This is a genomic window from Parafannyhessea umbonata (genome assembly GCF_900105025.1).
Lineage (GTDB): Bacteria > Actinomycetota > Coriobacteriia > Coriobacteriales > Atopobiaceae > Parafannyhessea > Parafannyhessea umbonata.
This window is the reverse complement of record NZ_LT629759.1, coordinates 303,515-330,286: the sequence shown is the minus strand read 5'-3', so window position 1 is coordinate 330,286 and position 26,772 is coordinate 303,515. Positions and strand designations below refer to the sequence as shown.

Sequence of the window (26,772 nt, the reverse complement as noted above, 5' to 3'; positions counted from 1 at the left end):
GGTTACTTACCCTCCTGCTGTTTCGTTTCCGTGTGATGGCCTTTGTACGAAGCCATCACGAGCGCGTCCTTTGTGATGTCATCCCCGACGAACTCGCCCGTCTTCTTGCCGTTCGACAGGACGATGATCCGGTCGGAGATCGCCATGATCTCCTCGAGCTCCGAGGAAATGACGATGATGGACAGACCTTGCTGGGCGTACTTGTTGATGATCTCGAAGACCTCCGTCTTCGCGCCGACGTCGATGCCCCTGCTCGGCTCGTCCATCAAAAAGATCTTCGGCTCGGTGAGCAGGCCCTTTGCGATGACGACCTTCTGCTGGTTTCCGCCGGAGAGCGAGAGAATCGGCAGGTGCTTGTCCGCGACCTTGATGTGGATGTCCTCGATCTCCTCGTCTACCTTCTTGTCCTCGAGCGCCGAATCGATGAACGGCCCCCTCTTGTAGCGCTTCAGCGCGGCGAGGGAGGCGTTCTTCTCGATGTCGAGCGTCTGGACGAGACCGCTGCCCTGACGGTCCTCGGGAATGAGCGAAACCCCCATGTCAATCATCTGGGAGACGCTCTTGATCTGCACCGGCTTCCCCTCGATGTCCACCTCGCCCGTGTGCTCGGGATGCAGGCCCATGATGCACTCGAAGATCTCGGAGCGTCCGGCGCCGAGAAGACCGTAGATGCCAAGGACCTCGCCCTTCTTGAGGTCGAAGCTCACGTGGTCGACGAGATAGCCTCCGCCAGGCTTCGGCAGGCACAGATCCTTGACTTCGAGCACCTTGGGCTGCCTGGCCCAGTCGACGGTGCGGTCGCGCTTGGGATAGTTCTTCTCGCCTCCCGTCATCTTGGAGACGATCCAAGACACGCTGATGTCCTTGACGTCCGCGTCGTCCACGTATTTGCCGTCGCGCAGGATGGTGACGTGGTCGCCGATTTCCATGATCTCCTCGAGACGGTGAGAGATGTAGACGATCGAGAGACCCTCGCTCGTGAGCTCGCGCATGATCTTGAAGAGGACCTGGACCTCCTGCTGGGAGAGCGACGAGGTGGGCTCGTCCATTATGAGTACCTTGAGGTCGTCGTCGACGAGATTGCGCGCGATCTCGACCATCTGCTGCTGACCAACTCGAAGGGTGCCGACGATGGTGTTGGGGTCCATCGGGTGCTCGAGCTTCGCGAGGACCTTGTTGGCCCGCTCGACGTGCTTCGCATTGTCAAGCGACGCACCCTTCTTCAGCTCCTTGTTCATGAAGATGTTCTGGTAGATGTTGAGGTTGGGGAACAGGCTCAGCTCCTGGTGAATGATGCCGATTCCGTGCTTCCTCGCCTCCGTGGTGTCCTTGAAGTGGACCTCCTGGTCACCGATGTACATCGTTCCGGAGGACGGCTGCTCAATGCCGGCGATCATCTTCATGAGCGTGGACTTACCCGCGCCGTTCTCACCGATGAGGACGTTGACCTTGCCCTTCAGAAGATCGAAGGAAACCTCGTCCAGGGCCTTGGTGCCCGGGTAGATCTTCGAGATCTTCTCGGCATGCAGGAAGACGTTATCGGGACAGCTGTATCCTGCCATGTGCATGCATCTCCTTCCTAATGTCGAGGACGTCCTACTCGGCGCTCAACTCGACCGGGGTGATGCTGGCCATGGTCATTCCGGTCTTGGCGGTGAACGCTCCGGTGAAGCTGATCTTCTTGCCCTTCAGGCTCCCGATGTCGGCCTTGTCGATCACGTCCTTCTGGGCGGTGTCGTTGATTGCCTGGGAGACCTGGCTCCACTGCGTGGTGTCCTTGTAGTCGTTCAGGTTGATGCTCGTGAGGTAGTCACGCAGAGACGTGTCGGAGATGACGGGTCCAACGTTGATGACGACCTTCTTGCTCCCCGCGTAGCCATCGACGACGACGGTCATCGTGCCCTTGGACGAGGCGCTCTTGTCAACGGCCTTCGCGTTGACCTCGGTGACGGTTCCCGTTCCCTTGACGGCGTAAACGACGCCGCTACCCGCCGCGACCTTGGAGGTGCTGAGTCTCTTGCCGTTGAACTTCTGGATGACATCGTCCTTCGTGAGGCTTCCGGCATCGCCCGCGGTCAGCAGCTCGCCGAGGTCCGCAGCCTTTGAGGGAACCTCGTCCTTAACCTTCTTCCAAAGGTCCTTGGACTGGGCCTTGGCGTCGAACGTGACCTCGCCCGTATACTTGGCCTCCTGACCGATGGGCACGACGGTGCAGCCGGAGAGCGCGACGGCCCCCGCCACAAGTGCGCTTGCCACTACCGGGAGAAACCCCTTCCTCATCTTTCTCCTCCAATCTGGCAACGCGCCCGACCACGCGTACTGCCACGTAACATCCAATGCATCACGGGGGCATGGGTGGCACCCATGCCCCCGCGATGTTGAAATCGATTTGCGACTACTCGGTGTATACGAAGCCGTTCAGCTTGTCCGCGTTGTCCTTGGTGATGACGATGCACGGGATGAGCTGCTTCTCGTCCTCGCCGGTAGAGCCGTCCTTCAGGTACTTATCGGCCTCCTGGACGGCAGTGCGGGCGATGACGTCGAACTGCTGGAGCGCGGTCGCGGTCGCCTTGCCCTGCTTGATGAGATCGCGTGTCTCGTCAGAGCCGTCGACGCCGATGACGGGGACGTTCATGTTGTGCGCCTCGAGCGCAGCGCAGGCGCCCTGGAGCATGGTGTCGTTGCCGGAGACGACGCCCTGGATCTTGTCGCCGTAGGTCTGAATCAGGGTCTCCATCTTGTCATATGCCTGGGTCTGCTCCCAGTTCGCGGTCTGCTGCTCGAGCATCTTCATGTCCTTGTACTGGTCGATGACCGAGTGGAAGGCGTCAGAGCGGACCTTGGCGTTGGTGTCGGACTCCTTGCCGAGGAGCTCGACGTAGTTGCCCTTCTCGCCCATGGCATCGACGAACGTCTGCGCGACGTCGGACGCACCCTGGTTATTGTCTGCGATGATCTGGGCGATGGCATCGCCGGTCGTGGTGATCTCACGGTCGATCAGGAAGGTCGGGATGCCCGCCTTCGCGGCCTTCTTGACGGCCTCGACGGTTGCGTCCGCACCGGCATTGTCGCAGATGATCGCCGCGGCCTTGTCGGCGATGGCGGAGTCGAACAACTCGGACTGCTTGTTCGCGTCGTCGTCGTGGGAGTTCGCCTTCACCTCGTAGCCCATCTTCTTGGCCTCGTCGGTCGCGCCGTCAGCCTCGGCCTTGAACGCGGGGTTCGAGACGGAGGGGTAATGACGTAGATGATGTTGGAGCCGCCGCCCTTGAGGACCTTGGCCTCCTTCTTGGAGCCCGACTTGCTCGAGTCAGCGCTCGATGCCTTGTCGGAACCCTTGCTTCCGCCACAAGCGGTCAGAGCGATGGTCGTGCCAGCGAGAGCGGACATTTCCACGAACGAACGCCTAGAGATTGCCATTTCTTTTCCCTTTCCCCTTTAGCTTCCTTTTGCAGCAGGCCCTTTGGCCTGACGACTGCCTTACTTGCCGAGTGCCTCGATGGCACGCTTCGCGATTCCCTCGCCGTTGAGGCCGTAGTAGTCGAAGACCTCCTTCGAGGTGCCGGTGATGACCGGTGAATCCGGGAGCGCCATCGTGACGCACGTCTTCGGACACTCCTGCCCCACGACCTGCGCGACCATCGATCCGAGTCCGCCGAACGGCGAGTGCTCCTCGATGGAGATGACGGCCTTCGCCTTGCTCGCCTGGCGCACGATGGCCTCGCGGTCCAGGGGCTTGACGCAGTACATGTCGAGCACGGAGGCGGAGACGCCGCTCTTCTCGAGAATCCCTGCCGCGTCGACGGCGGGCCTGACCATCTCTCCGCACGCGACGAGCAGAACGTCCTCGCCGTCGCGCACCAGCGTCGCCTTGTCCATCTGGAACGGGCAGTCTTCCTCCGTATACACGTCCTCCACGGCGTTGCGACCGACGCGGATGTAGGCGCACTTCTGGTCTTGGAGCAGCGCCTCGAACAGCTTCCTGGTCTGGAAGCGGTCGCTCGGCAGGTACACCCTCATGTTGGGAATCGCGCTCATCGCGGCGATGTCCTGCGCACTGTGGTGGCTCATGCCGAGGGCGCCGTACGAGACGCCGCCGGAGATGCCGATGAGCTTCACGTTCGTGTCGGAATATGCGCAGTCAATCTTGCACTGCTCGTAGGAGCGCGTCGAGAGGAACGATGCCGGCGAGGCCGCGAACGGCTTCTTGCCGCAGGCCGCAAGACCGGCGGAGATGCCGACGAGATCCTGCTCGGCGATGCCGACCTCGACGGACTGCTCCGGGTACTCGTTGAAGAACGGTGTGAGGGAAGCGGACCCGCGAGAGTCGCTGCAGAGGACGACGATGTCCTTGTCGGTCTTCGCGTGCTCCATGAGCACGTCGCAGATGACCTTCCTGTTGGCGATCTTGTTAGGCATCCTGGAGCGCCTCCTTCCTGGACTCGAGGTCCTTGACGATCTGGTCGTACTCTTCGGGGGTGGGCACGTGGTGGTGCCACGACGCCTTGTTCTCCATGACGGGAGACCCGCAGCCCTTGACGGTGTTCGCGATGATGAACGAGGGCTTTCCCTTGCACTGCTTCGCCTCTTCGAGCGCTGCCATCACTTGGTCGAGGTCGTTCGCATCCTCGATGTCGATCACGTTCCAGTTGAATGCGGCGACCTTCGCGGCGAGCTTCTCGTGCGCCATGACATCCTCGGTGTCGCCCGAGATCTGAAGGTGGTTTCGGTCGATGATCGCGCACAGGTTGTCGAGACCGTACATGGCGCCGGACTCGAGCGCCTCCCAGTTGGAGCCCTCCGCGAACTCGCCGTCGCCAAGCAGGGTGTACACGCGATAGTCGCGGCCGTCCATCTTGCCGGCGAGTGCCATCCCGACGCTGACGGGAAGGCCGTGCCCGAGCGAGCCGGAGTTCATCTCGATGCCGGGCAGATGGTTGTTCGGATGTCCGATGTACTGAGACCCGAACTTCGAGAACTTCTCCTTGACCTCGTCGATGTCGAGGAAGCCGGCCTTGGCGAGGACCGCGTAGTAGGCCTCGACGGCGTGGCCCTTCGAAAGTACGAAGCGGTCGCGGTTGGGATCGTCGGCGTTTTCCGGGGAGACGTTCATCTGCCCCGCAAGATAGAGGGCGACGAGGATCTCCATCTCGCTCATGTCCCCGCCGATGTGTCCGCCGCCACCGGACATGATGATGTCGAGCGTGTCCTTGCGCAGATCGTATGCAAGAGACTTGTAGTTCATTGCCACCTCTCCCTTCGGGTTTTTCCTGATGGCCAAAACGCGTACCTAGACCTCGTCGAACGTGACGTCCTCTCCATGGAGGTACGCCTTGACCTTGTCCTCGATCGGGTCGTAGAGGTCGGGCTTGATCCCGATGTACTTGCAGGCCTCGTAGAGGATAGGCACGATGTCCGCATGGATGGCGACGCAGTGGTGGATGTAGGGACCCTCGACCACCTTCGCCTCCAGGCGCTTGAGGTTGTTGACCTCGATCCAGAGGTAGGTGCCCTTGGTGAACGGGCCGTCGCATCCCTTGGCGTGGCCGAGCAGCATCGAGTACTCACCGTGGTCGCCATCGACGCGCATGATCGTGAGCTTGCCCGGCTTCGCCTCCGCAGAGACGGCGCCGTTGTGGTCGAAGGCTACGGGCACGCAGATCGTGGGCTTCTCCCTCGCGACCGAGATCGGCCACGGACCGCAGTGCTGGAGCAGCTCGCCGTTGTCGTTGGTGGGGTGGCGCACCGTCCAGTCTGCGAACATCGCGCGCGTGTCCCCGAGCGTTGCCGCCTCAGCGAGGACCTGGGAGATGGCGCCGTGCACGTCGGTCTCGCAGACCACAGGCAGGCCCTCCTCGTTGAGAAGAGCGTTCGCCGCGCAGGGCATGATGCCAATCTGGCCCTGCAGGGCGTTCCAGCACTGGATGACGATTGCGGAGGCACCGTACTTCGTCGCCAGGTTGCGCATTGCCACCTTGAGCGACGCGACGTTGCGCAGCAGCTCCTCCGAGATGTCACACGTCATGTTCTCGTGGCAGTATGCAACGACGCTGTCGACCACGTCGGGCTCGTTCTTCTCGGCATCCTTCATCGCATCGGTCAGCTCGGGAAGCGGGATGGGTGCGAGCTGGATGTTGAACTTCTCGAGAAGCTCGCCCTCGTTGCACATGGTTGACCAGAAGTCGAAGGGACGGGGCCCGATCTGGAGGATGCGCATGTTGCGGAACTTCTTCACCACGTTGCAGACGGCGAGGAAGTCGAAGAGACCGCGCTTGAACTCTGGGTCGTCGAGGCGGCAGTTCGTCATGTACGTGAACGGGACGTCAAACCTGCGCAGGACCTTGCCAGTTGCGAAGAGCCCGCATTGGGTGTCGCGCAGGCGAATGCCGTTCTCGAGGGGCGCCTCGTCGCGCGGACCCCAGAGGAGCACGGGGACGTCGAGCTCCTTTGCAAGGCGGGCGCACTCGTACTCCGTTCCGAAGTTGCCGTGCGGGAGGAAGAGGCCGTCGATCTTCTCGGCCTTGAACTTGGCGGCTATCTTCTTGCGGTCCTCGTCGTCGTAGAGGAGGCCCTCCTCGTTGATGTCCGTGATATCGACGTAGTTGACGCCCAGCTCGTCGAGCTTGGCGCGCGTGAGGTTTGCGTACTTGATAGCGTCGGGTGCGCTGAAGATGCTCCGCCTCGTTGGGGCCATGCCGATCTTGATCTGCTTGTAGCCGTCTCCCATTTCAGTTCCTTCCCCATCCAGCTCATCCGACATGGCGCCTTGGTCTGTCGTCCTATCCTGATTTGAAGAGAGTGTTTAGTGTTTTGTTTAGATATGAGAGTCACAAAGCACAAATTACCTTTTAGGACCCTCCCTAAAACACTGTACTGATAGGTTTTGCTAAACAGAAGGAGAGAAGTGCAGACGGTAGTACTTTTATAGCTGAACGAAATTTCTTAACTTTTGCTTTGCATCTTGTAGGGTAATTGGTAGTCTTAAACATTTGGATTTTTACAGAGATACTTTTTTATATTTAGTAATCTATCCTTTATTATGCGATTAATTGTATTTGTATTGTATGTAAGTGATTTGATAATGAATCTACTTTAAATTTGTGTGCAAGAGTGACAATTGGAAACGTTTGCAGAACACTACTTAACGCTTGCAGTAAACAAGTGTTTTGCATTTACCTAACAGTAACTATTTTGTTTAGCTATACTTCTTGGGGGGAGCTTCGGTTGTTAGCGGAACGAACCGCGAAAGTTGCAGCCCGAAAGGCCCTCTTCCACACGGACCGAGACATCGTTAAAACTAGAGTCGCAGGCGAACACACCATGAAGGTAAGCATCCGCACCATCAGCAAGGTTACGGGATTCTCCCCGGCGACGGTTTCGAACGCGCTCAATCACAAACCCGGGGTGTCGCCGAAGACGGCCGCCCAGATCGTACGCGTGGCGGCAGAGATGGGCTACCAGCCCCAGAACCGCATCGAGCGTATAAACTTCGTTGTCGCACGAAAGACCGGCTCCATCCTCGACGAGGGCGAGTTTCACCCCGCCGTTATGGACGGAATCGAGCGGGCGGCACGTCGCGAGGGCATGCCGACGCGCTACGTTACCGTCGACCTCGAGACCCCCACGGCCCAGGACCAAATAGAGGAGCTCTGCAGGGACAAGTCAAGTGGCCTGATCCTCTTGGGTACGGAGCTGAAGGAAGAGGACTACAGGCCGTTCTACGACTGCGAGGCCCCCTTGGTCATCGTGGATGGCTTCTGCTTCCACAAGCCCATCGAGTCGATAGTCATCTCCAACGAGAGCTCTTCGTACACGGCGGTCCACTACCTCATTTCCATGGGGCATACCAAGATCGGATACATCACCGCAGGGGACATCATCCAGAACTTCCCCCTCAGAAGACGCGGATGCGAGCACGCTCTGACGGAGGCCGGGCTTTCGCTCGACGAGAAATACGTCATGCACGTGGGAACGAAGCTCTCGACGGCATATTCCGACGCGAAGGAATGGCTCAGTCACGACCCCGAACTTCCCACCGCCTTCTTCGCGGACAACAACGTCCTCGCAAGCGGAGCGATGCGCGCATTTCTCGAGCGAGGGATCCGCGTGCCGGAGGAGGTATCGTTCATCGGCTTCGATGACCTTCCGCTGGCAAGGCTCACGCTCCCCTCCCTCACGACCATCCATATCCACAAGCACGATATTGGCAACATGGCCGTCCAGAAGCTCTTGGGCCAGGTCAGAAACCCGCAGGGGTTTACGTGCGTCACCCACATATCCTCCGATTTCGTGATACGGGATTCCGTCGCTCGCGTCTAGCGCGTCTCGACGCGAGCCGTGAGAACATAATATTCGCAACTACGAGGCACACGGGGGTCAAGCCATGTCCAAGAGGTCCAGCCAGAAGGCTCGCCGGCGTCAGCATCTGGCTTACGAACGAACGCGCGTGGCGGAAAAATCCGCAGGCGAGAAGAGCGCGGGCGCACCGACCGCAGCCGGGCGCGTTGCGAGGGAGCTCTCCCATGACATGCGGGCGTCGAGCCGCACCTCGCTGCGAGAGGGCAAGGGCAGGCTTGCGGACCTCGCGAAGCTGCCAAGGTCCGCCGCGCAGAACGCCCTCATCGCATGCGCCGTTGCCGTTGCGGTCTGGTCCGTCGTCTACTTCGAGGCGTGCACCGGTGCCATCGACGTGCTCGGCCTCTACCAGACCGATATACTCATGGCCGTGCTCCGCCTGTCGGCGATGGTCGTCGCCGCAGCGTTCACCATCCGCGCAGCCATCGACACGACACAGCTCCCGCAGGTCGTGCGAGGCTGGGCCACGGTCCCCACGCTCTTCTCCTTTGTGGACGTGGTGCTAATGATGGTACCGGGAAGCACGATTGGAGCAAGGGAGCCCGGCGGAGAAGTGCTGGCATCCGTCTTGAGCTTTGGTTTGGGAATCGCGCTCTATGCGCTGTGCGCGAAGGCGGCCTCGGAGCACCCGGAGGCAACGCAGTCCTGGCGCGACGCCCAAGAGGAGCGCCAGCGCCAGATGGCGGACCGCGCGCGGCATCCGCTCAGACGCTTCCGCAAATAGCGTTCCCAAAGCGTCCCCCCATGGTGCCCCCTACCACGGCAAGGCCATGACGGCCGCCGGCATCCCAACGGACGGCAAGGTCGACATGAGGCCAATCAGCTGCAGGCGCGTTGCCACCATGAGGGCCGCAGCCGCTACGCCCAGCACGAAGAGCGTCCAATCCGCAAGGCGACCGGACTCGAAGAGGCCGAGGCAGAGCGGCCGCCCCCATGGCCACAGGAGCCTGACTCCCCTCTTGTTTGTGAGGTCGAGTGCCAGGTGCGACGCATAGCCCACGGCAACGGCGACCGCAATCGGGCGGCAGAGCATCCACGCGCCATACCCCACCAGCGCAAGCGCCACAAGCGAGTGCGAGAAGCCCCTGTGCCCGGACGCCCTGCCAACTGCGCAGGTGGCCACCACGATCGCCAGACCTGCCAGTTGTTCGTACGAGAAGCCCGACACCAGGGTGAGCGCGAGGTCGCTTCCCCGCACGTGGTCCACCACCAGAAGCGCCGCCGTCATAACGGCAAGCGCCGCCCACACACGACGCGTCTCACGCGCGCCCATGCTGGATGGCGTGTCAGTATCCGGCAGCATGCCGCCCACCATACCGCCAAGCACGAGCGCAATCGCCTGCGGCACCACGTCTGTCGGCACCCCAAGAGGGGCTCCGGCCAGCGGGGCCACGGCCAGCGCGGATGCCACGCCTATGGCTATGTGCGTCTTGCCCGTCACGTGCGTTCTTCTCCCCTGGAATCCGCGGCTAGTCAGTCGGAAGCAGGCGGCCTTGCCTGCGCGTCGTCTATCGTAGCCGACGCGCATCCAGAAGGTGAGGGACGTATGCTGACTCTGATGCTGTTTGCTATTGGTAGTGCAGGGACTCCACGGGGTCGAGCTTCGCGGCGCGGCGCGCCGGGTAGTAGCCAAACACCACGCCTATGAGCACGCAGATGCCCGTCGCGCCGAGCACCGCCATGGGCTCGATCACGGGCGTCACGGTAAGCGACATGCCGCCGTCGCCCGAGGCTAGAAGATTGGTCGCAACGCCGCCGAGGGCGAACGCCCCCACGTAGCCAAGCACGATGCCGATGGCCCCACCCGCAAGCGTCAGGCACACGGACTCCAGCAGGAACTGCCGCGTGATGTCTGACCTGCGCGCACCCAGGGCCTTGCGAAGCCCGATCTCGCGGATGCGCTCCGTCACGTTCGTGAGCATCATGTTCATGATGCCTATGCCGCCAACCACGAGCGAGATGGACGCGACGGATGTCATGAGCAGCTGGAACGTGAACATGACGGAGTTGAAGCTGTCGATCATGGACTTCATGGACGATACGTACAGGCCGTTATCGACGTCCTCGTCGCTCATGTGGTAGTACGTCGCCAGAAAGTCCTTCGTCTTCGTGACGAGGGAGTCGATGTCCTCGCCCTCCCGAGCCATGCCGGCGAGCGAGTCCACGCTGTCGTAGCCCGTGACCCTCTGGACGCATGCCTTGAGCGGGACGTATGCCGTCACGCTCTTCGGGTCGGTCTGCTGGCCACTCTCCAGCACGCCCACCACGCGATACTCGATCCCCTTGATGCGCACCTTCTGGCCGAGGGCGTCCTTGTCTCCAAACAGGTTGTGTGCGCTTGTCTTGTCCAGTATCGCCACCGTCGAGGCGGAGTCGTTCTCGCCGCTCGTGAACGTACGACCCTCCACGAGCTTCTGGCCCGTCACGTCGAAGTAGTGGGACGAGATGCCCAGGACCTGGCCGTCGGCGCTCTTGGCGTCGCTCGCGACCTTGCCGCTACCGTAGGCGCTGCCCGTGATGTACTCGTACTCCGGCAGCCCCTCCTCGATCTTCGCGATGTCCTCGGTGCGCACCTGCGAGCCGTTGTAGACACCCATGGATATGACGCGGGCGCGGTCGAGGCCGAGCTCGCCCATGAGGCCCTGTCGCACGCCGCCAATCAGCGCCGTCATCGCGATGACGGCGCTGATGCCGATCACGATGCCCAGCACCGTGAGGAGCGACCTGCCACGGTTTGCGTCAAGGGCCTCCCAGGTCTCGGTCCAAAGGTCCCTCAGCCTCATGTGCTCCCCCTTCCGCGGGACTCAGACCTCATAACATGGGCGCGCTCCTGCTCGTCGGTAAGGAGCCTTCCGTCGCGTATGTGCACGCAGCGGTCCGCCCACGTCGCGACCTCGGGGTCGTGCGTGATGAGGACGACGGTCTTGCCGGCGTCCCGCATCCTGACGAAGGTGTTCAGCACCACCTCGCTCGTGGCGGAGTCCAGGTTTCCCGTAGGCTCGTCCGCCAGCACCAGGGCGGGGTCGTTCACCAGTGCGCGCGCGATGGCGACGCGCTGCATCTGCCCGCCGGAAAGCTCGTTCGACCTATGGTCGAAGTATTCCGCCGGAAGCCCCACGGACGCAAGGGCCTCGCACGCGCGCCGCTCGCGGTCGCGCGGGGCAACGTCCGTGTACAGGAGCGGCAGCATCACGTTCCTTATGACCGTCGAGCGTGGCAGCAGGTTGAACGACTGGAACACAAAGCCGATCCGCGTCGCGCGTACCTGCGCGAGCTCGTCGTCGTCCAGCTTCGCGACGTCGACCCCCTCGAGCAGGTACGAGCCGGACGTGGGCGTGTCCAGACAGCCCAGTATGTTCATGAGCGTGGACTTGCCGGAGCCTGACGGCCCCATGATGCACAGGAACTCGCCCCTGCGCACCGTGAGCGACACGCCCCGCAGCGCATGGGTCGGCACGCCGCCGGAGTCGTAGATGCGGTGCACGTTCCGCACGTCTATCACGGGCAGCATGGCTAGCTCCCGTCTGCCGCGGCGGCGTCGCCCTCGCCGGAGCCTCCGTCCGCGGAGTCGCCCTCGTCCGCGAGCTTGACGGTCTCGCCCTCCTTCACGCCCGTCACGGCCGCGTCGGACCCGTTCTTCTCAGCCACCTTCACGTCGACGTCGCGAGAGGTCTTGATGTTACCGTCCCCGTCGAGCGTGACGACGGTCACGCTGGCGGTTCCGGCGGACTCGTCGTAGTCGTTCAGCGCTGCGATTGGCACCATGAGCACGTCCGACACGCTCTGCGTCTGGATGGTCGCGTTTGCCGTCATGCCGGGCTTGATGCGCTCGTCCGGGTGGTCGATCAAGAGGTCGACCTCGTACGTCACGACGCCGTCTGCGCCCATGGAGCCATCGCCGCTCGCCACCGTCGCAATCTTCTCGACCGTTGCGTCGCACTCGAGACCAGGTATCGCCGAGAAGGTCACGCTCGCGGTCTGCCCCATGGCCACGCCCGAGATGTCCACCTCGTTCACCTGTGTGGCCACCCTCATCTTGGAGAGGTCCGCGATCTGCACGGCCCAGCCGGCGCCCGTGCCCTGGCCCTGGCCTGTCCCGTCGCTCGTGGTGGAGCCGCCCGCGACGTCCCCGTACGCGGCGCCGTTCCTCGCGTTCACCGCAACGACGCTTCCCGAGGCGGGTGCCGTCACCGTGCGCTTTGCTGCCTGCGCCCTCGCGTCCTGAAGCGCCTGGCTTGCGGAGTCGAGCGCGGACCTTGCGCTTCCCAGGCTGTCGTTTGCCGTCTGCACGTCGCCATAGAGGCTGTCCGGGTCCGTGAGCTCCGCCTGCGACTCCGCGTCCGGCGCGGAGTTCCAGGCGTCCAACGCCTTCTGGTAGGCGGCGTTTGCGTTGTCGACGCTGCATTGGGCGGTGTTGACCTGCGCCTGCGCGTCAGAAACCTGCCGCCGGGCGTCTGCGACCGCGCGATCGAGGGAGTCGTTCTTGAGCGAGAAGAGCACGTCGCCCTTGCTCACAGTGTCGCCCTCGGACACGCGAAGGTCCTGGACGATGCCGCTCACCTCGGGTGTGACGTAGACGCTGGACGCAGGCTGGGCAGCGCCCGTGACGCTCACGCTGGAGGTGAGGTCGCCGCGCGTGACCTCCGCGGTCGCGGGCATCTGCTTGCCGCTGTCCGCTGGCGTAAGCGCCCGAGGCACGATGATGGCCGCCGCGATCACGACGGCGGCGCACACCCCCACCGCCATCTTCACGTTGCGGCGGCGCTTCTTCTCCTTGCGGTGGCGCTCGAGGTTCTGGTACGCGAGCATGCCGTTCGCGTCGTCGTCCGGCGCATCGTCGACGGAGGCGGAGCCGCTCGTCGGGTCGACAGGCGCGCCGTCCAACGCGCTTTGGAGCGGGTTTGCGGGCAGGGGTGGCGTCACCGCCTGCGTGGCGCCCGCGTCCCCTGGGGCTCCGTCCTTCTCGCCCTTGGCGTCCGCAGCCTCGTTGTCCCCGGGCGAAGCCTTGCCAAAACCGAACTTCTTGCTCATACGCTGCTCCCATCCTGGGGGTAGTGTGCGAGCGGCCGCGGACACAGGGCCCGCAGCCGCAACATTCCGTTGGTTGTGCAGAGAGTCTACTCCTCGATGAGGACGTCCGCGTCCACGTCGTGGTCGAACAGCGCAACGGAGCGGATGGCCGGGTCATCGTAGGTGGACCAGTAGTACGTGCACGTCGCGGAGGAGAACGCTCCCGTGAAGATCGTGGTCTCGAACTCGCCGTTCGTCATCTTCGCGGCTCCGTCGATCATGCTCACGCCACCGAGGATGTGGAAGATCTTGCTGACGTTTGCCTTCTCGCCCTCCTGCGTGGGGTAGTTCGCGTTGAGGTAGGCCTCGCGCACGAAGCGCGACGGGGAGTAGTAGTCTCCGGGCAGCCCGCGCATGCCGGCGCCGGAGCCAAACGCAGAGAGCTCCTGCGTGCGCCAAGACAGTGGTCCGGGCACGTCGCTCGTGAGGTTGATGTAGTTGCGCAGGTTCTCGGTGTGCCACGCGAAGCCGGGCTGGTTCGTGAGGACGTCCACGTCGTCGTGGAACACCTGGAGGCCGGCCTCGGTCTGCTCCACTACGATGGAGCGCGTGGAGTCGCCAATGATCCAGTGCAGCATCGAGGACGGGAACTTGGGGCTGACGGGCTCGTCCACGATCGTCACGTTGGCAAGCTCCGCCTCGACCTCGTCCACCGTGGTGTGGTTCGCGACCACCCAGAGCGGAAACTCGAAGGCCGCAACGTTCGTGGCGCCCTCACGCGGGGCGTCCGCGTACACCGCGTAGCCCGGGAAGTTGAGCCCGGCCACCGCAAGGCCCTTCTCGTTTCCGCAGTCAAAGTAGAGGGGTGTGTCGTCCTCCACGATGCCCATGCCGATGATGGCCATGCCCACCTGGGGAACGGCGCCAAACGGGGACTTGGGCTTGTAGCCGCGCGGGGTAATGACCACGCGCTCTCCGTACGAGCAGCTCCAGTCGAGGTTGCGACCAAAGTACATGTTGCCCTTGCCGTCGGTAAACCTAACACCTGTGCACATCGCGGCTCCAATCAAACTGAGTGACCGATACGACCGCGCTCGCAAACAGCGCATCTCCTACGTTAGACGCTTTGGGTACCGTGGTCTAGGGCCGCCCCGCACGAGCGCATCAGATTTCGGCCTCCGGCGCGGGGTCGCCCGCACCTTCGAGCATGTCCGCGAGCTCCGCGGGCTCAAAGCGGTAGTCGGCGCCGCAGAAGTGGCAGTGCACCTGGGCAGGCTCGTTCTTCTCGACCATGTCGCGAAGCTCCGCGCGGCCAAGGGCCAGCACCGCGCGCTTGGCGCGCGAGCGGTCGCAGCCGCAGCGGAAGCCCGCGGGCATGCGGTCGAGCTCCTGGTAGCCCAGCCCCTGCAGCAGATGCCGCAGCATCTCCGTGGGGGACATGCCCGCCTCGAGCAGGTCCGTGACGGAGTGCACGGGCGCGAGGTTCGCCTCGAGCGCCGCTACGACGTCGTCGTCGCAACCGGGCATCAGCTGGATGATAAAGCCGCCGGCGCGTCGCACGCTCATGTCGCGGTCCACGAGCACGCCCACCCCAAGCGAGGTTGGGACCTGGTCACTCGCAGCAAAGTAGTAGGTGAGGTCGTCGCCAATCTCGCCCGAGACGAGCTCGACCTCGCTCGAGTACGGATCCATCCCCACGACGTCATGCACGACGGAGAGCGTGCCCGTCCCGACGGCCTGTCCCACGTCCAGGTGACCACGGCCGTTGAGCGGCAGCCACACCCGCGGGTTCTGCACGAAGCCCTTCGCGTGGCCACGGTTGTCAGCCGTCACGGTGATCCGGCCAAGCTCGCCGTCGCCCATGACCGTGATGGTGACGAGCTCGTCGTCGTTCTTGGACATGGCGCCCATCATCTGCGCGCCCATGAGCAGCCTCCCCAGAGCCGCCGTCGCCACCGGCGTCGTGTCGTGCCGGGCGCGCGCCTCCTCCACCGTCGCGCGTGCTGTGATAGCAAACGCACGCACCATGCCGTCGGCCGCCGTGCCGCGCACGATGTGGTCCTCCCTGCGCTCTCGCTCCGCCCGGAGGTCTACCACGCCCTCCGGCAGTCGGGCACCCTCGCGATCCAGCTGGTCATTCGTCATGCGGCCTCCCTCGCTCCACGGGCCGGCTGCGGCCGCGGGCATCTCTCTCAGTTGGTTACCACATGTCTTTACCCAAAGCTCCATTGATGCTACCGTCGCCTGCGACAAGCACACAAGGGAGGTATTGCGATGGACGCGACCAAGGACAACGTGGAGCTCTGGCTTGACGGCGCGCCGGATCAGGTTCGCGGCGACACGGAGCGCCTGCTGGGCGAGGTGGAGCGCCTGCGCCAGGACCAGGTCATCTATCCCGCGCAGGACCAGATCCTGCGCGCGCTCGAGCTCACCGCGCCAAACGACGTGCGCGTGGTGATTCTGGGGCAGGACCCGTACCACGAGCCGGGGCAGGCCATGGGGCTGTCGTTCTCCGTTCCCGCCGGCCAGCGGCTCCCGCCCAGCCTGCGCAACGTCTACAAGGAGCTCTCGCAGGACCTTGGCTGCGAGCCGCCCGCGACGGGCGACCTCACCCCGTGGGCGCGCCAGGGGGTTCTGCTGCTTAACACGACGCTCACCGTGCGCGAGCACGCCGCGAACTCCCACGTGCGGCTTGGGTGGCAAAGCCTTACAAACTACCTGGTCAGGCGCACGACAGAGCTTCCGCAGCCCATCTGCTACCTTGCATGGGGACGCCATGCCGCCACCCTCGTCACCTCTGCGGTAGAGGACGCTCGCTCCGCGGGCACCCTTGCGGGCGAGAAGTGCGTGCTCTCGTCTACGCATCCCTCCCCGCTCTCCGCAAACCGCGCGGGCGGAGGGCTCGTCCCGTTCATGGGCTCGAGGCCCTTCTCGCAGGCGAACGCCTTTCTTGCTTCGCATGGCGCGAAGCCTGTGCAGTGGGCTTAGCGCAAACGTTGCAAACGATGCGCCCAGGCCTGAACGCGTGCAGACGTCTTTCGCTTACCTTGCGGATATCTGCGAGTGACACCTATGCCGACCTGCGCTTTTAAAAAACTTGACATCCTTCAAAAATGCCGCTGGACAACCCGTTTGCCCGTGGCATAATGCTCTATACAGAACGTTTGTTCTAAAGGAGGAAGCCATGGTTACGAAAGAGATAGCCGCCCCCGCCTAGGCGGACGCGGCCACTTCCCAACTTTTCCTAAAAAGAAAAGGAGCGGCCTGCCCCGCTGCCACGGGTGCCGCCAACCTCGCCTTGTACCGCGTCGAGCAAAGCCGGCGCAAGCGCTGCGAAGTATACTCGTTCCAATTTGCGTACCAATCGCGCTCGTTTACAGTTCGCCTAAACAGTCACACAGACAGACCGCAATCTCAGGATAGTTCCAAATCGCGCCGACGATGGAAGGTGGGAGTATGTCACTCGAACTCAACCACGCGCTGGAGGGACTTCGCCCCTCGGCCATCAGGCGTTTCTCGGCGCTTGCCGCAGCGACGCCGGGGTGCATATCGCTCACGCTCGGGGAGCCTGGCGAGGTGACGACCGTCGCCATACGCGAGCGTGTCGGTCGGAGCCTTGCCGCAGGAAAGACGCACTACCCGCCCAACAACGGCACGGCAGTCCTACGTCAGGCAATCGCCGACAGGTGCTCCCGCACAGGTCTTCCGGTGAGCCCCGAACAGGTCATCGTGACAAACGGGGCAACCGAGGCGCTCTTTAGCACCCTGATCGCACTCCTCAACCCCGGAGACGAGGTCATCGTACCCACGCCGGCGTTCGTACTCTACGAGTCCATCGCCCTTCTCGCCCGCGCGCGCGTCGTGACCCTCGACACCTCCGAGGACGGCTTCCAGATTGACGCCAAGAAGCTGGCAGCAGCGGTGACCCCCAGGACGAAGGCAATCGTGCTCACGTCGCCAAACAACCCGACAGGCTGCGTTCTGGACGAGAAGAGCCTCGATGCGGTGGCGAACCTCGCCTCCAGGAGCGACTTCTACGTAGTCTGCGACGACGTATACGAGGAGCTGGTATACGACGAGGATCTACGCGGTCATGGGTTCGCAAGGCTCCACCCGGAACTTGCCGACAGGACCATCGTGGTGAACAGCCTCTCGAAGCCCTGGGCCATGACCGGCTGGCGCCTGGGCTGGCTCACCGCAGACCCCGAGGTCGCGTCTCAGGTCGCGAAGGTTCATCAGTACGCCGTCTCCTGCGTCGTCTCGTTCACCCAAGACGCGGCGGTGCAGGCGCTGCAGACCGATACGACGCCCATGCGCGAGCGATACCGTGCCCGCCGCGCAATCACGCTCGCGGCACTCGAGAGAATGGGCCTTGCCTGCATCGTTCCAGAGGGAGCATTCTACGCGTTTCCAAGCGTCGCGGGACTCTGCGAAAGTGACGAGGAGTTCTGCGAGCGGGCCATCCGCGAGGCAGGGGTGGCACTCGTCCCGGGATCGGTCTTCGGCTGCCCGGACCACGTTCGCCTGAGCTACGCCACCGACGATAGGACGCTTTCGGAAGGGCTCTCCCGGCTGGAGCAGTTCGTCGCAGACCTTCGCCGCTAGAGGGGAGCCGTTACGAGCCGGCGATAGACCTCGACGCCACGCATCAGTATCGATTCGTCGAAGTCGAACGTACTCGCATGCAGCGGCGTGCCCGTACCCGTCCCAAGCAGGAAGAAGGTGCCAGGCAGCCACTGTTGGTACCATGAGAAGTCCTCCGCAATCAGCAGGGGCTCTGGCACGTCGTGGACGTCGATGCCCGCCTTGGAAAGAACCTCGCGCGCCCAAGAGGTCACGTTCTCGTCGTTCACGACGGGAGGGTACCCCTCGCTGAAGGTCGTCTCCGCCGTGCAGCCCACCTCCGTGGCAACCTCCTTCGCAATGCGAGGAAGCTCGTCTCGGCAACGTCTTCCCATCTCGGCAGAGAACGTCCGGAGGCTTCCCTCGACGCGGGCGGACGCCGCTATTTGGTTGCGAACCTCACCGGCTTCCATGTGCCCGAACTTCAGCAGGCACGGCTCCTCCTGGGACCGCTCGTCCATGAAGCGGTATGCCTCGGGAACGAACATACACGCAGCAAGGAGTGCATCCCTCCCCTGTCGAGACTTTGCGATGTGGGATGCGCGTCCGCGAAACTCCACGGTTGTCTCGTTGCTTGCCGCAAGCAGCGCGCCAGAGCGAGTCGCCACGCAAGCCGATGGGAGGTCCGGCCAAAGATGAAACCCGAAGATGCGATCGACGCCCAAGCGCTCGAACACGCCACTCTGGCAGACCTGTCGCGCACCTCCCGTGGTCTCCTCCGCCGGCTGGAACACCACCAGGACGCTGCGGGCAAGTCGGTCGGGATTGCTTGCCATCCAGTCGCATGCTCCCAGGGCCATGGCCATGTGCCCGTCATGCCCGCACGCATGCATGCGTCCGTCGTGACGAGACGAGTAGGGCGCCCCCGTCTCCTCGCGAACGGGGAGGGCGTCCATGTCGGTCCGGAGCGCCGTCGCCGCAGAGCCTCCGCGGTCGAAGAAGGCGCACACGGTGGAACGGGCGGGAGAGAAGACCGACATGCAGTCGCAGCGTGCAGCCATGGGCTCAAGCTGCTCCTTAACATAGGCAAGCGTCTGGGGCAGGTCGAAGTCGCACTCCGGAACCTCGTGAAGGTCTCGGCGCCACTTCCTAAGCGTCTCGATGCCAGCCATTTTTCCTCCCGTCCGAGCGCCAGGGCCCCTTAGCCAACAGCAACGCGCATTCTATCGCACGAGATCGCAGTGTGCCGCAAGGGAAACGAATCGGAAGCAGGCGATGCCGGCTCCTCATAGGCGACGCGTAAATGTTAACGGAGTGTGGCAAAGCCGTGGCCAATCGTGCGCTTACGTGGGACACCCGCTACACTTGCCCCAACGATAGAGGCGCGGACACGAAGAGCTTGGGGCTAGCCGGCAGGCATAGATCCCCAAGGGAGGCCAAATCCGCCGAACCCCGCTGATGGGCACATAGGCGGGGTGGGACCCGGGGAAATACCCCGGGGACTGTCTGGCAAAAGTCAGGTGCGCTATCCCCACGCGACCGCGGCCAAGGGGCCGTCGCAAAGGATGGCCGCGTAGGAGGATACATGGGACGCAAGACTCCCTTCGCAACGGCACGACAGCTGGAGGACATTGCCTCCACGTACCCCACGCCGTTCTACCTTTACGACGAGGCGGGCATCCGCTCCACCGCACAGTCGGTGCTGGACGCGTTCGGCTGGAACCCCGGCTATCGTGAGTTCTACGCCGTAAAAGCGTGTCCCAACCCCAGGATCATCCAGATGCTCCTCGACATGGGCTTCGGCCTCGACGTCTCGTCGGAATGCGAGCTTCAGATGGCTGAAAGGCTCGGTGTCCGAGGCGAGAAGATCATGTTCTCCTCAAACGACACCCCCTCCCAGGAGTTCGCCCACGCCGCACGACTGGGAGCCACCATTAACCTGGATGACGTCACGCACATCGACACCCTGCTCGACGCGGTGGACGAGGTTTCCCGGACCGTGAGCCTCAGGCTCAATCCCGGCGAGTTCCCCTTCGCGAACGGTATCTTCGGCAAACCGTCGGAGGCAAAGTTCGGTATGACAGAAGAGCAGCTGTTCGATGCCGTGCGTCGCCTCATGGGACTGGGCGTGCGCGACTTCGGCATCCACGCGCTCCTTGCCTCGAACACGGTGACTAACGAGTACTACCCCACCCTCGCACGCACGCTGTTCGACGTTGCTGCCAGACTTCACGAAAAGCTGGGTGCCCACGTGACGTTCGTCAACCTCTCGGGTGGCGTCGGAATCGACTACCGTCCGGAGGAGCGGCCGAACGACATCTTCGCCATTGCGGAGGGTGTCCGCAGGGCATACGAGGACGTCCTCGCACCCGCGGGAATGGGAGATGTCTCCGTATACACGGAGATGGGTCGCTTCATCACGGGACCGCATGGCGCCCTCGTGACACGCGTCATCCACGAGAAGCACATCTACCACGACTATCTGGGCGTCGACGCCTGTGCCTCCGACCTCATGCGCCCGATGCTCTACGACGCCTATCACCACATCACGGTCGTCGGCCACGAGGGAGAACCGGCCGACCACGTGTACGACGTCACGGGTGCGCTCTGCGAGAACTCAGACAGGCTCGCGAACGCAAGGCCCCTTCCCGAGTGCCATCCTGGCGACCTGCTCTTTATTCACGACACGGGCGCACACGGACACTGTATGGGCTACAACTACAACGGCAGGCTCCGCCATGCGGAGCTCCTGCTGCACGAGGATGGCTCGGTGGAAATGATTCGTCGTGCCGAGACCCCGGAAGACTACTTTGCGACCCTCGATGTTCTGGAGGGATGGGGAGCGCCCGCCGCGAAGTCGGCGGGCAAGGCCAAGCCCGCGCGTCCTTAAGGGGCGCCGAGCTGACGCGGTCGCGCCCGCGACTGGCTGGCCCAAGATCTTCTCGAACACCTTAAAACGGCGGTCACGAAACCGCCGGCATCGCAAAGGAGCTTTCAATGGACATGACCAACCTCCGCGGATCGATCGTCGCACTCGTCACCCCCTTCAACGAGGACCAGAGCGTGGACTTCGACGCGCTCGAACGCCTTGTCGACTTCCACCTCGCCAACGGGACGGACGGCATCCTCGTCCTGGGCACCACGGGCGAGTCGTCAACCATGACCGACGAGGAGGACTTCGCGGTCGCAAAGTGCGTCATCGACCGTGTCGCCGGCCGCGTTCCCGTCATCGGCGGCTCGGGGTCGAACGCGACGGCAGAGAGCCTCAACAAGAGCCTTGGCCTGCAGAAGCTGGGGATTGACGGCCTCCTGCTCATCACCCCGTACTACAACAAGTCGAACGAGGAGGGCATCTACCGTCACTTCACCACAGTGCTCGACGCGGTGGACGTCCCATGCATCCTCTACAACATCCCCGGCCGTACCGGCTGCTCCATCTCCGAGCGCAACGTCGCGCGCTTGAGCAAGCACCCCAACGCGTGGGGCATCAAGGAGGCGTCCGGCAACATATCGTATGCCACGACGGTAGCGCGCTACCTGAGCGACGACTTCCGCATGCTCTCCGGCAACGATGACATGGTCGTGCCCATCCTCTCGCTCGGCGGCTCCGGCGTCATCAGCGTCTGGGCTGACGTCTGCCCGCAGGTGGTTCACGACATGTGCGCGAACTGGTTCGCCGGCAACACCCAGGCCGCCCTCGCGACCCAGCTTGAGAACCTCGAGCTCATCCACTCGCTGTTCTGCGAGGTAAACCCCATACCCGTTAAGGCCGCACTCGCAAAGATGGGCATGATCGGCGAGACCTACCGCAGCCCGCTGTACACCATCTCCGACGCCGGTCGCGAGCGCCTCTACGCGGCCATGAGGGAGGCTGGTCTGATTGACTAGCAGCACGCAGGACCACACGTACACTGTGACGCTCATCGGGGCCGGTCGCATGGGAACGCTCATCGCCCAGTCCCTCGAGGCTGACGGCGGCTTCGAGGTCATCGGCACGTATGATGTCGATAGCGCCGACCAGCTTGACGGCCAGGCTCCGGCAGCCGACCTCGCCATCGACTTCAGCAACCGTGCCGCCCTCCCCCACACTCTTGCATACGTGCGTCGTTGTGGGTGCGCGCTACTCAGCGGAACCACCGGCTACGACGAGTCGGAGCTTGCCCAGATTCGCTCGCTTGGCGAGAAGAGCGCGGTGATTCACTCCGCAAACTACTCCCTGGGTGTCGCCGTCCTCAGACGCGTAACGCAGGAAGCCGCGCGCGCCCTTGCCGACTGGGACGTCGAAATCGTCGAGACGCACCACAACCAGAAGGCGGATGCCCCATCGGGTACCGCGAACCTGCTGCTAGATGCCGTCGACCCCACTCACAAAGCCGATATTGCCTACGGCCGCGAGGGCATGGTCGGCGCACGTCCCAAGGGACAGATCGGCATGCACAGCCTGCGCGGCGGCACCGTCGCCGGAACGCACGAGGTGCACTTCTTCGGCACGGACGAGGAGCTCTGCCTTACCCACAGGGCGACGAGCCGCCAAATCTTCGTGAACGGAGCAGTCGCCGCAGCAAGGCGCCTCATGACAAGGGAGCCCGGATTCTATACGTTCGATCAGCTCATGTTCGAGGACTAGCATCGCGCCCCCATCCGAGCTAACGCCCCAACACAACCAAGGAGGTCCAGTGGACGCCCAGGAAATCATCGACTACATCGCAAGTGCCCCCAAGAAGACGCCCGTTCGCGTCTTCGTTCGCGAGCGTGAGGGCGCGCAGATCGACTACGGTCCGGACTCCCACGTCTTCGGAACGGGAAGCAAGGTCGTCTTTGGCGACTGGTCGCAGATCGAGCCCGCCCTCCGGGAGAACGCCAGCGACATCGAGGACGTCGTCGTAGAGTGCGACCGACGCAACTCCGGCGTTCCACTGCTCGACGTCCGTGGGGTGAACGCGCGAATCGAGCCGGGTGCCATCATCCGCGAAAAGGTCTCCATCGGTGACAATGCCGTCATCATGATGGGTGCGATCATCAACATCGGCGCCGTCGTAGGCGAGGGCACCATGATCGACATGGGCGCAGTCCTCGGAGGACGCGCCATCGTCGGCAAGCACTGCCATGTGGGTGCCGGTACGGTGCTCGCTGGCGTCGTCGAACCCGCAAGCGCTACGCCCGTCATAATCGAGGACGACGTGATGCTTGGTGCGAACGCCGTCGTGATCGAGGGCTGCCGCGTGGGCGAGGGCGCGGTCGTCGCGGCTGGCGCCGTCGTGACCGAGGACGTGCCTGCCGGGGCGGTCGTTGCTGGCTGCCCAGCCCGCGTAATCAAGATGAAGGACGAGAGGACCGCAAGCAAGACGGCTCTGGTGGACGCCCTCCGCTCGCTCTAGCCGGGTTGACTGAGTACGACCACCAACTTGCAGGCATCTTTCACCTGGCCCTCGCGCGGCCTGCGCGGGGGCCTTCTGTATACACGGGGGTAGCGGCCCACGATGCATGAGAATCGGTTTTCGTGCATACCTTTCGGATGTCTTTGACTCCCGTTCAGCTAAACTCTTCCTCGAAAGCGAAGATATGCGAAAGGAATCTCATGAGCATCGTCACAACAATACTCGCAACCCTCGTCGCGGCAGAGTTCTTCTTCATCCTCTACCTCGAGACCATCGCCACGACTTCGGACCGCACGGCCAAGGTCTTCGGCATGACCACGGCGGAGCTCAACCGACCCTCCGTCAACACGCTCTTCAAGAACCAGGGCGTTTACAACGGACTCATCGCCGTCCTCGTCCTCGTTGCCGTCTTTGGCTTCGCGAGCAAGCCCGCCGTCGCGGCCCTGATGCTCTACATCGTAGCCGTCGCCGCATACGGCAGCGTCACGAGCAGCCCTAAGATCATCCTCACACAGGGTGGGCTTGCCATCCTCACGCTTCTCTCCTGCCTTCTTTAGGGTTGAATCCAGGGCGCGGGCGTAACAAGAAATCTCGAATCCGCATCGAAGGGTGACGCGCATGGCAGGACATGGGTCAAAGGGCTGTCTCAAGGGTTGCCTCGCGGTTTTTCTCGCCCTTGTCGTCTTGTCGGCACTCATAACGATCGTGCCGGTCATCGGCATGATTGCGTTCTGCGCGGGTATGTGGTTCCTCACACGCCGGGCATGGCGGCAAGCGGCAGACGCCCACCCGGACGCACCAGTGGTGCAGAGCCTGCTTCGCATCTCGCCGGGGGCGAGAAAGACCATGGCGGCGCTGGCCTATGGCATCCTGGCCATCCTTCTTGCAAGCGCAAGCGTCCTCGGCACACCCACGTCCACCTCGGCAAGGGTCGACACGAACTCGAAGGTCGCCGCGACAAGCAAGGACTCTGCAAAAGCGCGTGCAAAGACCGCCAAACGACCCGCAGGTCGACACGAGGGTAATGGGAAGAAGAACAAATCTGACAGGCAGGCGTCTGGAGCCGCAGCCAAGGAGACGGGCGAGGGCGCAGGCGAGAAGAGCGACGACGACCCTGGGCGACGGCTCGTCGTCCGCTACCTGGACGTGGGCCAAGGCGACGCCACCATGGTCGAGTTTCCCGATGGCAAGACCATGGTCATCGATGCGGGCCGCGAGGGCGGACAGACGGTGAGCTCCGCGCTCGCCAGGGACGGACGGACGCGCATCGACTGGCTCGTCGAGACGCATCCTGACGCGGACCACATCGGCGGCCTCCCCGACGTGATTCGAGCAAACGACATAGGCTCCGTGTGGGCGCCGCGATGCAACCACTCCACGCACGCCTACACGCGCTTCCTCGAGGCGGTCGCCGCCAAGAACCTGCAGATAGACGAGGCGTATGCCGGCCGGCAAATCGCCTCCGGAGACGGTTACGCGATCGACGTCACATGGCCGAGGCAGGGCGCAACCTACAGCGACTCCAACGACTACAGCGTCGTGATCCTCGTGACGTACGGGCAGAACACGTTCCTGTTCACGGGAGACGCGCCGGTCGAGGCCCTTGAGCAGTGCGCCACGGGCCACGTGGACGTGCTGAAGGCGTCACACCACGGCTCCGCGTCCGGAACCGACGCCCCGCTTGCCCAAAGGCTCACGCCAAGAATCGCCGTCCTGAGCTATGGGCTGGGCAACTCGTACGGACACCCCGCCCAGACCGTCCTAGACGCGCTGGCTGCCGCGGGCGCGACCGTGTACGGTACGGGCGCGCAGGGCACGGTGACGGTCACGTCCGACGAGCACGACCTGAGCGTTTCGACCGAGAGACAGGGTACGGTCCAGGCCCAGAGCACGGACGCGGGGGCGGGGTCGTCGTCCCTCGACGAGGGTGGCACCACAGGAGGCCAGGCGGCCCCAGCCCAGACGGAAGCGGCCCAGCCACAGCCCTCCTCCCCCAGTGACCAGGAGGAAGTGGTCTACGTGGCACCCTCGGGAACGAAGTACCACGCCAAGGGCTGTCGCACGCTCTCGCGCAGCAAGGTGGTCACGAGCATGCCGCGGTCGCAGGCCGAGGCCCAAGGCTACACCGCCTGCAAGGTCTGCGGAGGTTAGCGCTTGCACGGGTGACACGGGTGGCGCTTGCAGTTGCCTAACACTTTCAGTTGTCTGATGCGGGAAGGAGCCCTTGAAATGCGCGCAATAGTGGACAGGCTCGAGGGCGACGTCGCCGTGCTCGAGGTGGACGGAGACCGCTACGTGGACGTTCCGCTGGCGGAGCTGCCCCAGAACATCCGCGAGGGAGACGTGCTCGACGGCGAGCCAGGGTCGTGGGTCCCGAACGAGGACGAGAAGAGCCGCCGTCTTGCACAGAACGCCGACCTCATGAGCAAGCTTTTCAAGTGGTAGCGGCCTTCGAGCGGTAACGCCGCCCTTCTCGCCGGAGGCCGCCCTTCTCGCCCGGCGCGCCTCCTGCCAACCGGGGCCATACCCCGCCGGCTATCCAATGTGTGCGCGGAGCCAGTCCGCCGCCTGGCCAACCACCTGCCAGTACTGGTCGCCCTCGAAGCCGTGGCGACCGCCGGGTATCACGCGAAGCTCGCAGCTTGGGAAGAGCTCGGCCGCTCGCTGCGAGTAACGTAGCGGCACGGCCGTGTCCGCATCGCCATGGAACAGCAGCACGTCGCGCGGAAATGCCGGGATGTGCTCGTAGAAATCGTAGTCATAGCAGGAGCGGAGGAAGTCGCCGCTTACGTTCATCCCCATGATCGGGAAGGAATCCGGTATGCCGTCGCGGTTGGGGCAGGCGGCATGCACGGCGTCGTGCAGGTTGAACGCGGGGTACAGCAGGGCGCAACCCTTGATGATCTGCGCGTTTGCGCGAGCCGCCATGAGGGCCACCGTCGCGCCGAGGCTCGCCCCGCACAGGAAGAGGTTGTGCTCGTCCACGAAGGGCTCGCGCGCGAGCTCCCACGCCACGGACTCGAGGTCGTGCTGCTCCGTGAAGAGCGACATGTTGTCCTGCCAGTCGCTTTGGCTGTAGTTGCCGCCGCCGCAGAAGTCGAACACGTACGTGACCATGCCGCGTTCCGCCGCGGTGCGCGCATAGGGCTCCATGTCACCGTGGTTGGTGCTGAGGCCGTGGCTGAAGATGGCCGTCGCATGGGGACGCTCCTGCCAGCCGTCTGGAAGGAACAGCTTGCCATAGATGTTCTTGTCCTCGCGCCGACACCAGTGCTCGCACTCCGTGTAGCCCATGGTCCGCCTCCCAACGTGCGTCCAGCGTTGGGTTGCATTATACGGAGAGCGCATCAAGCGCTCCTGGATGGTCACGTGGGCGAAACGGACGAACGACCCCAACTTTGGAACCAACGCACAGGAACCAACGCATGCATCCCCGATTGCCCGGCGCAGATAATGCGTCGCCAAC

Annotated in this window: 25 protein-coding genes, 1 pseudogene and 1 riboswitch; of the genes and pseudogenes, 11 read left to right on the top strand and 15 right to left on the bottom strand. The window is 63.5% G+C overall.

What is annotated here, in order from left to right; all coding sequences use genetic code 11:
- Positions 1–2: 2 nt before the first annotated feature.
- The 7 genes and pseudogenes from BLT96_RS01595 to BLT96_RS01570 all read right to left on the bottom strand — a co-directional run bounded on the left by BLT96_RS01595 (position 3) and on the right by BLT96_RS01570 (position 6,727).
- Positions 3–1,562 (bottom strand): sugar ABC transporter ATP-binding protein, encoded by a 1,560-nt coding sequence (locus BLT96_RS01595; RefSeq protein ID WP_090864082.1) that lies wholly within the window; start codon positions 1,560–1,562, stop codon positions 3–5.
- 34 nt (positions 1,563–1,596) lie between these two features.
- Positions 1,597–2,280: a DUF2291 domain-containing protein gene (locus BLT96_RS01590; protein ID WP_090861332.1), complete on the bottom strand. Its 684-nt coding sequence runs from the start codon at positions 2,278–2,280 to the stop codon at positions 1,597–1,599.
- 115 nt (positions 2,281–2,395) lie between these two features.
- Positions 2,396–3,178 (bottom strand): annotated as a pseudogene (locus BLT96_RS01585) (substrate-binding domain-containing protein); the annotation flags it as partial.
- A complete protein-coding gene (locus BLT96_RS10700; protein WP_197674376.1) occupies positions 3,157–3,420 on the bottom strand; it encodes a hypothetical protein in 264 nt (87 codons plus the stop codon). The pseudogene BLT96_RS01585 and the gene BLT96_RS10700, both read right to left, overlap by 22 nt.
- Positions 3,421–3,480: 60 nt before the next feature.
- Positions 3,481–4,419 carry a transketolase family protein gene (locus tag BLT96_RS01580; protein ID WP_090861331.1) on the bottom strand — a complete coding sequence of 313 codons (939 nt, stop codon included), beginning with the start codon at positions 4,417–4,419 and terminating at the stop codon, positions 3,481–3,483.
- Positions 4,412–5,245, bottom strand: a complete 834-nt coding sequence (locus BLT96_RS01575) for a transketolase (RefSeq protein ID WP_090864080.1) — start codon at positions 5,243–5,245, stop codon at positions 4,412–4,414. Before BLT96_RS01575 ends, BLT96_RS01580 begins: the two co-directional genes overlap by 8 nt.
- A gap of 45 nt (positions 5,246–5,290) precedes the next feature.
- Positions 5,291–6,727, bottom strand: a complete 1,437-nt coding sequence (locus BLT96_RS01570) for an L-fucose/L-arabinose isomerase family protein (RefSeq protein WP_090861330.1) — start codon at positions 6,725–6,727, stop codon at positions 5,291–5,293.
- 593 nt (positions 6,728–7,320) lie between these two features.
- Between BLT96_RS01570 and BLT96_RS01565 the strand changes: the two genes are divergently transcribed.
- Both BLT96_RS01565 and BLT96_RS01560 read left to right on the top strand, forming a co-directional pair.
- Complete coding sequence (locus BLT96_RS01565) at positions 7,321–8,319, top strand: LacI family DNA-binding transcriptional regulator (protein ID WP_090861329.1); 999 nt, start codon at positions 7,321–7,323, stop codon at positions 8,317–8,319.
- A 64-nt stretch (positions 8,320–8,383) separates the two neighbouring features.
- Positions 8,384–9,079 carry a hypothetical protein gene (locus BLT96_RS01560; RefSeq protein ID WP_157692095.1) on the top strand — a complete coding sequence of 232 codons (696 nt, stop codon included), beginning with the start codon at positions 8,384–8,386 and terminating at the stop codon, positions 9,077–9,079.
- A 30-nt stretch (positions 9,080–9,109) separates the two neighbouring features.
- Here BLT96_RS01560 and BLT96_RS01555 read toward each other — a convergent pair whose 3' ends face one another.
- From BLT96_RS01555 to hslO, 6 genes are all read right to left on the bottom strand, one after another.
- A complete protein-coding gene (locus BLT96_RS01555; RefSeq protein ID WP_157692094.1) occupies positions 9,110–9,796 on the bottom strand; it encodes a metal-dependent hydrolase in 687 nt (228 codons plus the stop codon).
- 127 nt (positions 9,797–9,923) lie between these two features.
- Positions 9,924–11,138 (bottom strand): ABC transporter permease, encoded by a 1,215-nt coding sequence (locus BLT96_RS01550; RefSeq protein WP_090861326.1) that lies wholly within the window; start codon positions 11,136–11,138, stop codon positions 9,924–9,926.
- The gene (locus tag BLT96_RS01545) at positions 11,135–11,866 is read right to left on the bottom strand and encodes an ABC transporter ATP-binding protein (protein ID WP_090861325.1); all 732 of its coding nucleotides are present in this window, start codon (positions 11,864–11,866) and stop codon (positions 11,135–11,137) included. Before BLT96_RS01545 ends, BLT96_RS01550 begins: the two co-directional genes overlap by 4 nt.
- A gap of 2 nt (positions 11,867–11,868) precedes the next feature.
- Positions 11,869–13,386 (bottom strand): efflux RND transporter periplasmic adaptor subunit, encoded by a 1,518-nt coding sequence (locus tag BLT96_RS01540; RefSeq protein WP_090861324.1) that lies wholly within the window; start codon positions 13,384–13,386, stop codon positions 11,869–11,871.
- 86 nt (positions 13,387–13,472) lie between these two features.
- Positions 13,473–14,420, bottom strand: coding sequence for a choloylglycine hydrolase (gene bsh, locus BLT96_RS01535; RefSeq protein ID WP_090861323.1), 948 nt, complete (start codon positions 14,418–14,420; stop codon positions 13,473–13,475).
- 109 nt (positions 14,421–14,529) lie between these two features.
- The gene (gene hslO, locus BLT96_RS01530; protein ID WP_090861322.1) at positions 14,530–15,510 is read right to left on the bottom strand and encodes an Hsp33 family molecular chaperone HslO; all 981 of its coding nucleotides are present in this window, start codon (positions 15,508–15,510) and stop codon (positions 14,530–14,532) included.
- 129 nt (positions 15,511–15,639) lie between these two features.
- Here hslO and BLT96_RS01525 point away from each other — a divergent pair, with 129 nt between their 5' ends.
- Both BLT96_RS01525 and BLT96_RS01520 read left to right on the top strand, forming a co-directional pair.
- The gene (locus BLT96_RS01525) at positions 15,640–16,353 is read left to right on the top strand and encodes a uracil-DNA glycosylase (RefSeq protein WP_090861321.1); all 714 of its coding nucleotides are present in this window, start codon (positions 15,640–15,642) and stop codon (positions 16,351–16,353) included.
- 468 nt (positions 16,354–16,821) lie between these two features.
- The gene (locus BLT96_RS01520) at positions 16,822–17,970 is read left to right on the top strand and encodes a pyridoxal phosphate-dependent aminotransferase (RefSeq protein WP_090861320.1); all 1,149 of its coding nucleotides are present in this window, start codon (positions 16,822–16,824) and stop codon (positions 17,968–17,970) included.
- On the opposite strand, the gene BLT96_RS01515 is transcribed toward BLT96_RS01520, so the two are convergent.
- Positions 17,967–19,100 carry an amidohydrolase gene (locus tag BLT96_RS01515; RefSeq protein WP_090861319.1) on the bottom strand — a complete coding sequence of 378 codons (1,134 nt, stop codon included), beginning with the start codon at positions 19,098–19,100 and terminating at the stop codon, positions 17,967–17,969. The two genes, BLT96_RS01520 and BLT96_RS01515, sit on opposite strands and share 4 nt — an antisense overlap.
- 197 nt (positions 19,101–19,297) lie before the next feature.
- Positions 19,298–19,464, top strand: a riboswitch (Lysine riboswitch).
- A 49-nt stretch (positions 19,465–19,513) separates the two neighbouring features.
- On the opposite strand from BLT96_RS01515, the gene BLT96_RS01510 reads away from it, so the two are divergent.
- From BLT96_RS01510 to BLT96_RS01480, 7 genes are all read left to right on the top strand, one after another.
- A complete protein-coding gene (locus BLT96_RS01510; RefSeq protein WP_090861318.1) occupies positions 19,514–20,818 on the top strand; it encodes a diaminopimelate decarboxylase family protein in 1,305 nt (434 codons plus the stop codon).
- Positions 20,819–20,925: 107 nt separating this feature from the next.
- Positions 20,926–21,816, top strand: coding sequence for a 4-hydroxy-tetrahydrodipicolinate synthase (gene dapA / locus BLT96_RS01505; RefSeq protein WP_172824962.1), 891 nt, complete (start codon positions 20,926–20,928; stop codon positions 21,814–21,816).
- Positions 21,809–22,555 carry a 4-hydroxy-tetrahydrodipicolinate reductase gene (dapB, locus tag BLT96_RS01500; protein ID WP_245719292.1) on the top strand — a complete coding sequence of 249 codons (747 nt, stop codon included), beginning with the start codon at positions 21,809–21,811 and terminating at the stop codon, positions 22,553–22,555. The genes dapA and dapB overlap by 8 nt, the downstream gene beginning before the upstream one ends.
- A gap of 49 nt (positions 22,556–22,604) precedes the next feature.
- Positions 22,605–23,306: a 2,3,4,5-tetrahydropyridine-2,6-dicarboxylate N-acetyltransferase gene (dapD, locus tag BLT96_RS01495; RefSeq protein WP_090861317.1), complete on the top strand. Its 702-nt coding sequence runs from the start codon at positions 22,605–22,607 to the stop codon at positions 23,304–23,306.
- 200 nt (positions 23,307–23,506) lie between these two features.
- A complete protein-coding gene (locus BLT96_RS01490) occupies positions 23,507–23,863 on the top strand; it encodes a DUF1304 domain-containing protein (RefSeq protein ID WP_090861316.1) in 357 nt (118 codons plus the stop codon).
- A 61-nt stretch (positions 23,864–23,924) separates the two neighbouring features.
- Positions 23,925–25,457, top strand: coding sequence for a ComEC/Rec2 family competence protein (locus BLT96_RS01485; RefSeq protein ID WP_090861315.1), 1,533 nt, complete (start codon positions 23,925–23,927; stop codon positions 25,455–25,457).
- Positions 25,458–25,535: 78 nt separating this feature from the next.
- On the top strand, positions 25,536–25,751 hold the full coding sequence (locus BLT96_RS01480) for a DUF3006 domain-containing protein (RefSeq protein ID WP_157692093.1): 216 nt from the start codon (positions 25,536–25,538) through the stop codon (positions 25,749–25,751).
- A gap of 90 nt (positions 25,752–25,841) precedes the next feature.
- Here the strand turns inward: BLT96_RS01480 and BLT96_RS01475 are convergent, their stop codons facing one another.
- A complete protein-coding gene (locus BLT96_RS01475; RefSeq protein ID WP_090861313.1) occupies positions 25,842–26,600 on the bottom strand; it encodes an alpha/beta hydrolase in 759 nt (252 codons plus the stop codon).
- Between the last annotated feature and the right edge of the window lie 172 nt (positions 26,601–26,772).

Coding starts and splice junctions, on each gene's coding strand:
- BLT96_RS01595 (WP_090864082.1), bottom strand. CDS start 1,562: ATGGCAGGATACAGCTGTCCCGATAACGTCTTCCTGCATGCCGAGAAG.
- BLT96_RS01590 (WP_090861332.1), bottom strand. CDS start 2,280: ATGAGGAAGGGGTTTCTCCCGGTAGTGGCAAGCGCACTTGTGGCGGGG.
- BLT96_RS10700 (WP_197674376.1), bottom strand. CDS start 3,420: ATGGCAATCTCTAGGCGTTCGTTCGTGGAAATGTCCGCTCTCGCTGGC.
- BLT96_RS01580 (WP_090861331.1), bottom strand. CDS start 4,419: ATGCCTAACAAGATCGCCAACAGGAAGGTCATCTGCGACGTGCTCATG.
- BLT96_RS01575 (WP_090864080.1), bottom strand. CDS start 5,245: ATGAACTACAAGTCTCTTGCATACGATCTGCGCAAGGACACGCTCGAC.
- BLT96_RS01570 (WP_090861330.1), bottom strand. CDS start 6,727: ATGGGAGACGGCTACAAGCAGATCAAGATCGGCATGGCCCCAACGAGG.
- BLT96_RS01565 (WP_090861329.1), top strand. CDS start 7,321: ATGAAGGTAAGCATCCGCACCATCAGCAAGGTTACGGGATTCTCCCCG.
- BLT96_RS01560 (WP_157692095.1), top strand. CDS start 8,384: ATGTCCAAGAGGTCCAGCCAGAAGGCTCGCCGGCGTCAGCATCTGGCT.
- BLT96_RS01550 (WP_090861326.1), bottom strand. CDS start 11,138: ATGAGGCTGAGGGACCTTTGGACCGAGACCTGGGAGGCCCTTGACGCA.
- BLT96_RS01545 (WP_090861325.1), bottom strand. CDS start 11,866: ATGCTGCCCGTGATAGACGTGCGGAACGTGCACCGCATCTACGACTCC.
- BLT96_RS01540 (WP_090861324.1), bottom strand. CDS start 13,386: ATGAGCAAGAAGTTCGGTTTTGGCAAGGCTTCGCCCGGGGACAACGAG.
- bsh (WP_090861323.1), bottom strand. CDS start 14,420: ATGTGCACAGGTGTTAGGTTTACCGACGGCAAGGGCAACATGTACTTT.
- hslO (WP_090861322.1), bottom strand. CDS start 15,510: ATGACGAATGACCAGCTGGATCGCGAGGGTGCCCGACTGCCGGAGGGC.
- BLT96_RS01525 (WP_090861321.1), top strand. CDS start 15,640: ATGGACGCGACCAAGGACAACGTGGAGCTCTGGCTTGACGGCGCGCCG.
- BLT96_RS01520 (WP_090861320.1), top strand. CDS start 16,822: ATGTCACTCGAACTCAACCACGCGCTGGAGGGACTTCGCCCCTCGGCC.
- BLT96_RS01515 (WP_090861319.1), bottom strand. CDS start 19,100: ATGGCTGGCATCGAGACGCTTAGGAAGTGGCGCCGAGACCTTCACGAG.
- BLT96_RS01510 (WP_090861318.1), top strand. CDS start 19,514: ATGGGACGCAAGACTCCCTTCGCAACGGCACGACAGCTGGAGGACATT.
- dapA (WP_172824962.1), top strand. CDS start 20,926: ATGGACATGACCAACCTCCGCGGATCGATCGTCGCACTCGTCACCCCC.
- BLT96_RS01490 (WP_090861316.1), top strand. CDS start 23,507: ATGAGCATCGTCACAACAATACTCGCAACCCTCGTCGCGGCAGAGTTC.
- BLT96_RS01485 (WP_090861315.1), top strand. CDS start 23,925: ATGGCAGGACATGGGTCAAAGGGCTGTCTCAAGGGTTGCCTCGCGGTT.
- BLT96_RS01480 (WP_157692093.1), top strand. CDS start 25,536: ATGCGCGCAATAGTGGACAGGCTCGAGGGCGACGTCGCCGTGCTCGAG.
- BLT96_RS01475 (WP_090861313.1), bottom strand. CDS start 26,600: ATGGGCTACACGGAGTGCGAGCACTGGTGTCGGCGCGAGGACAAGAAC.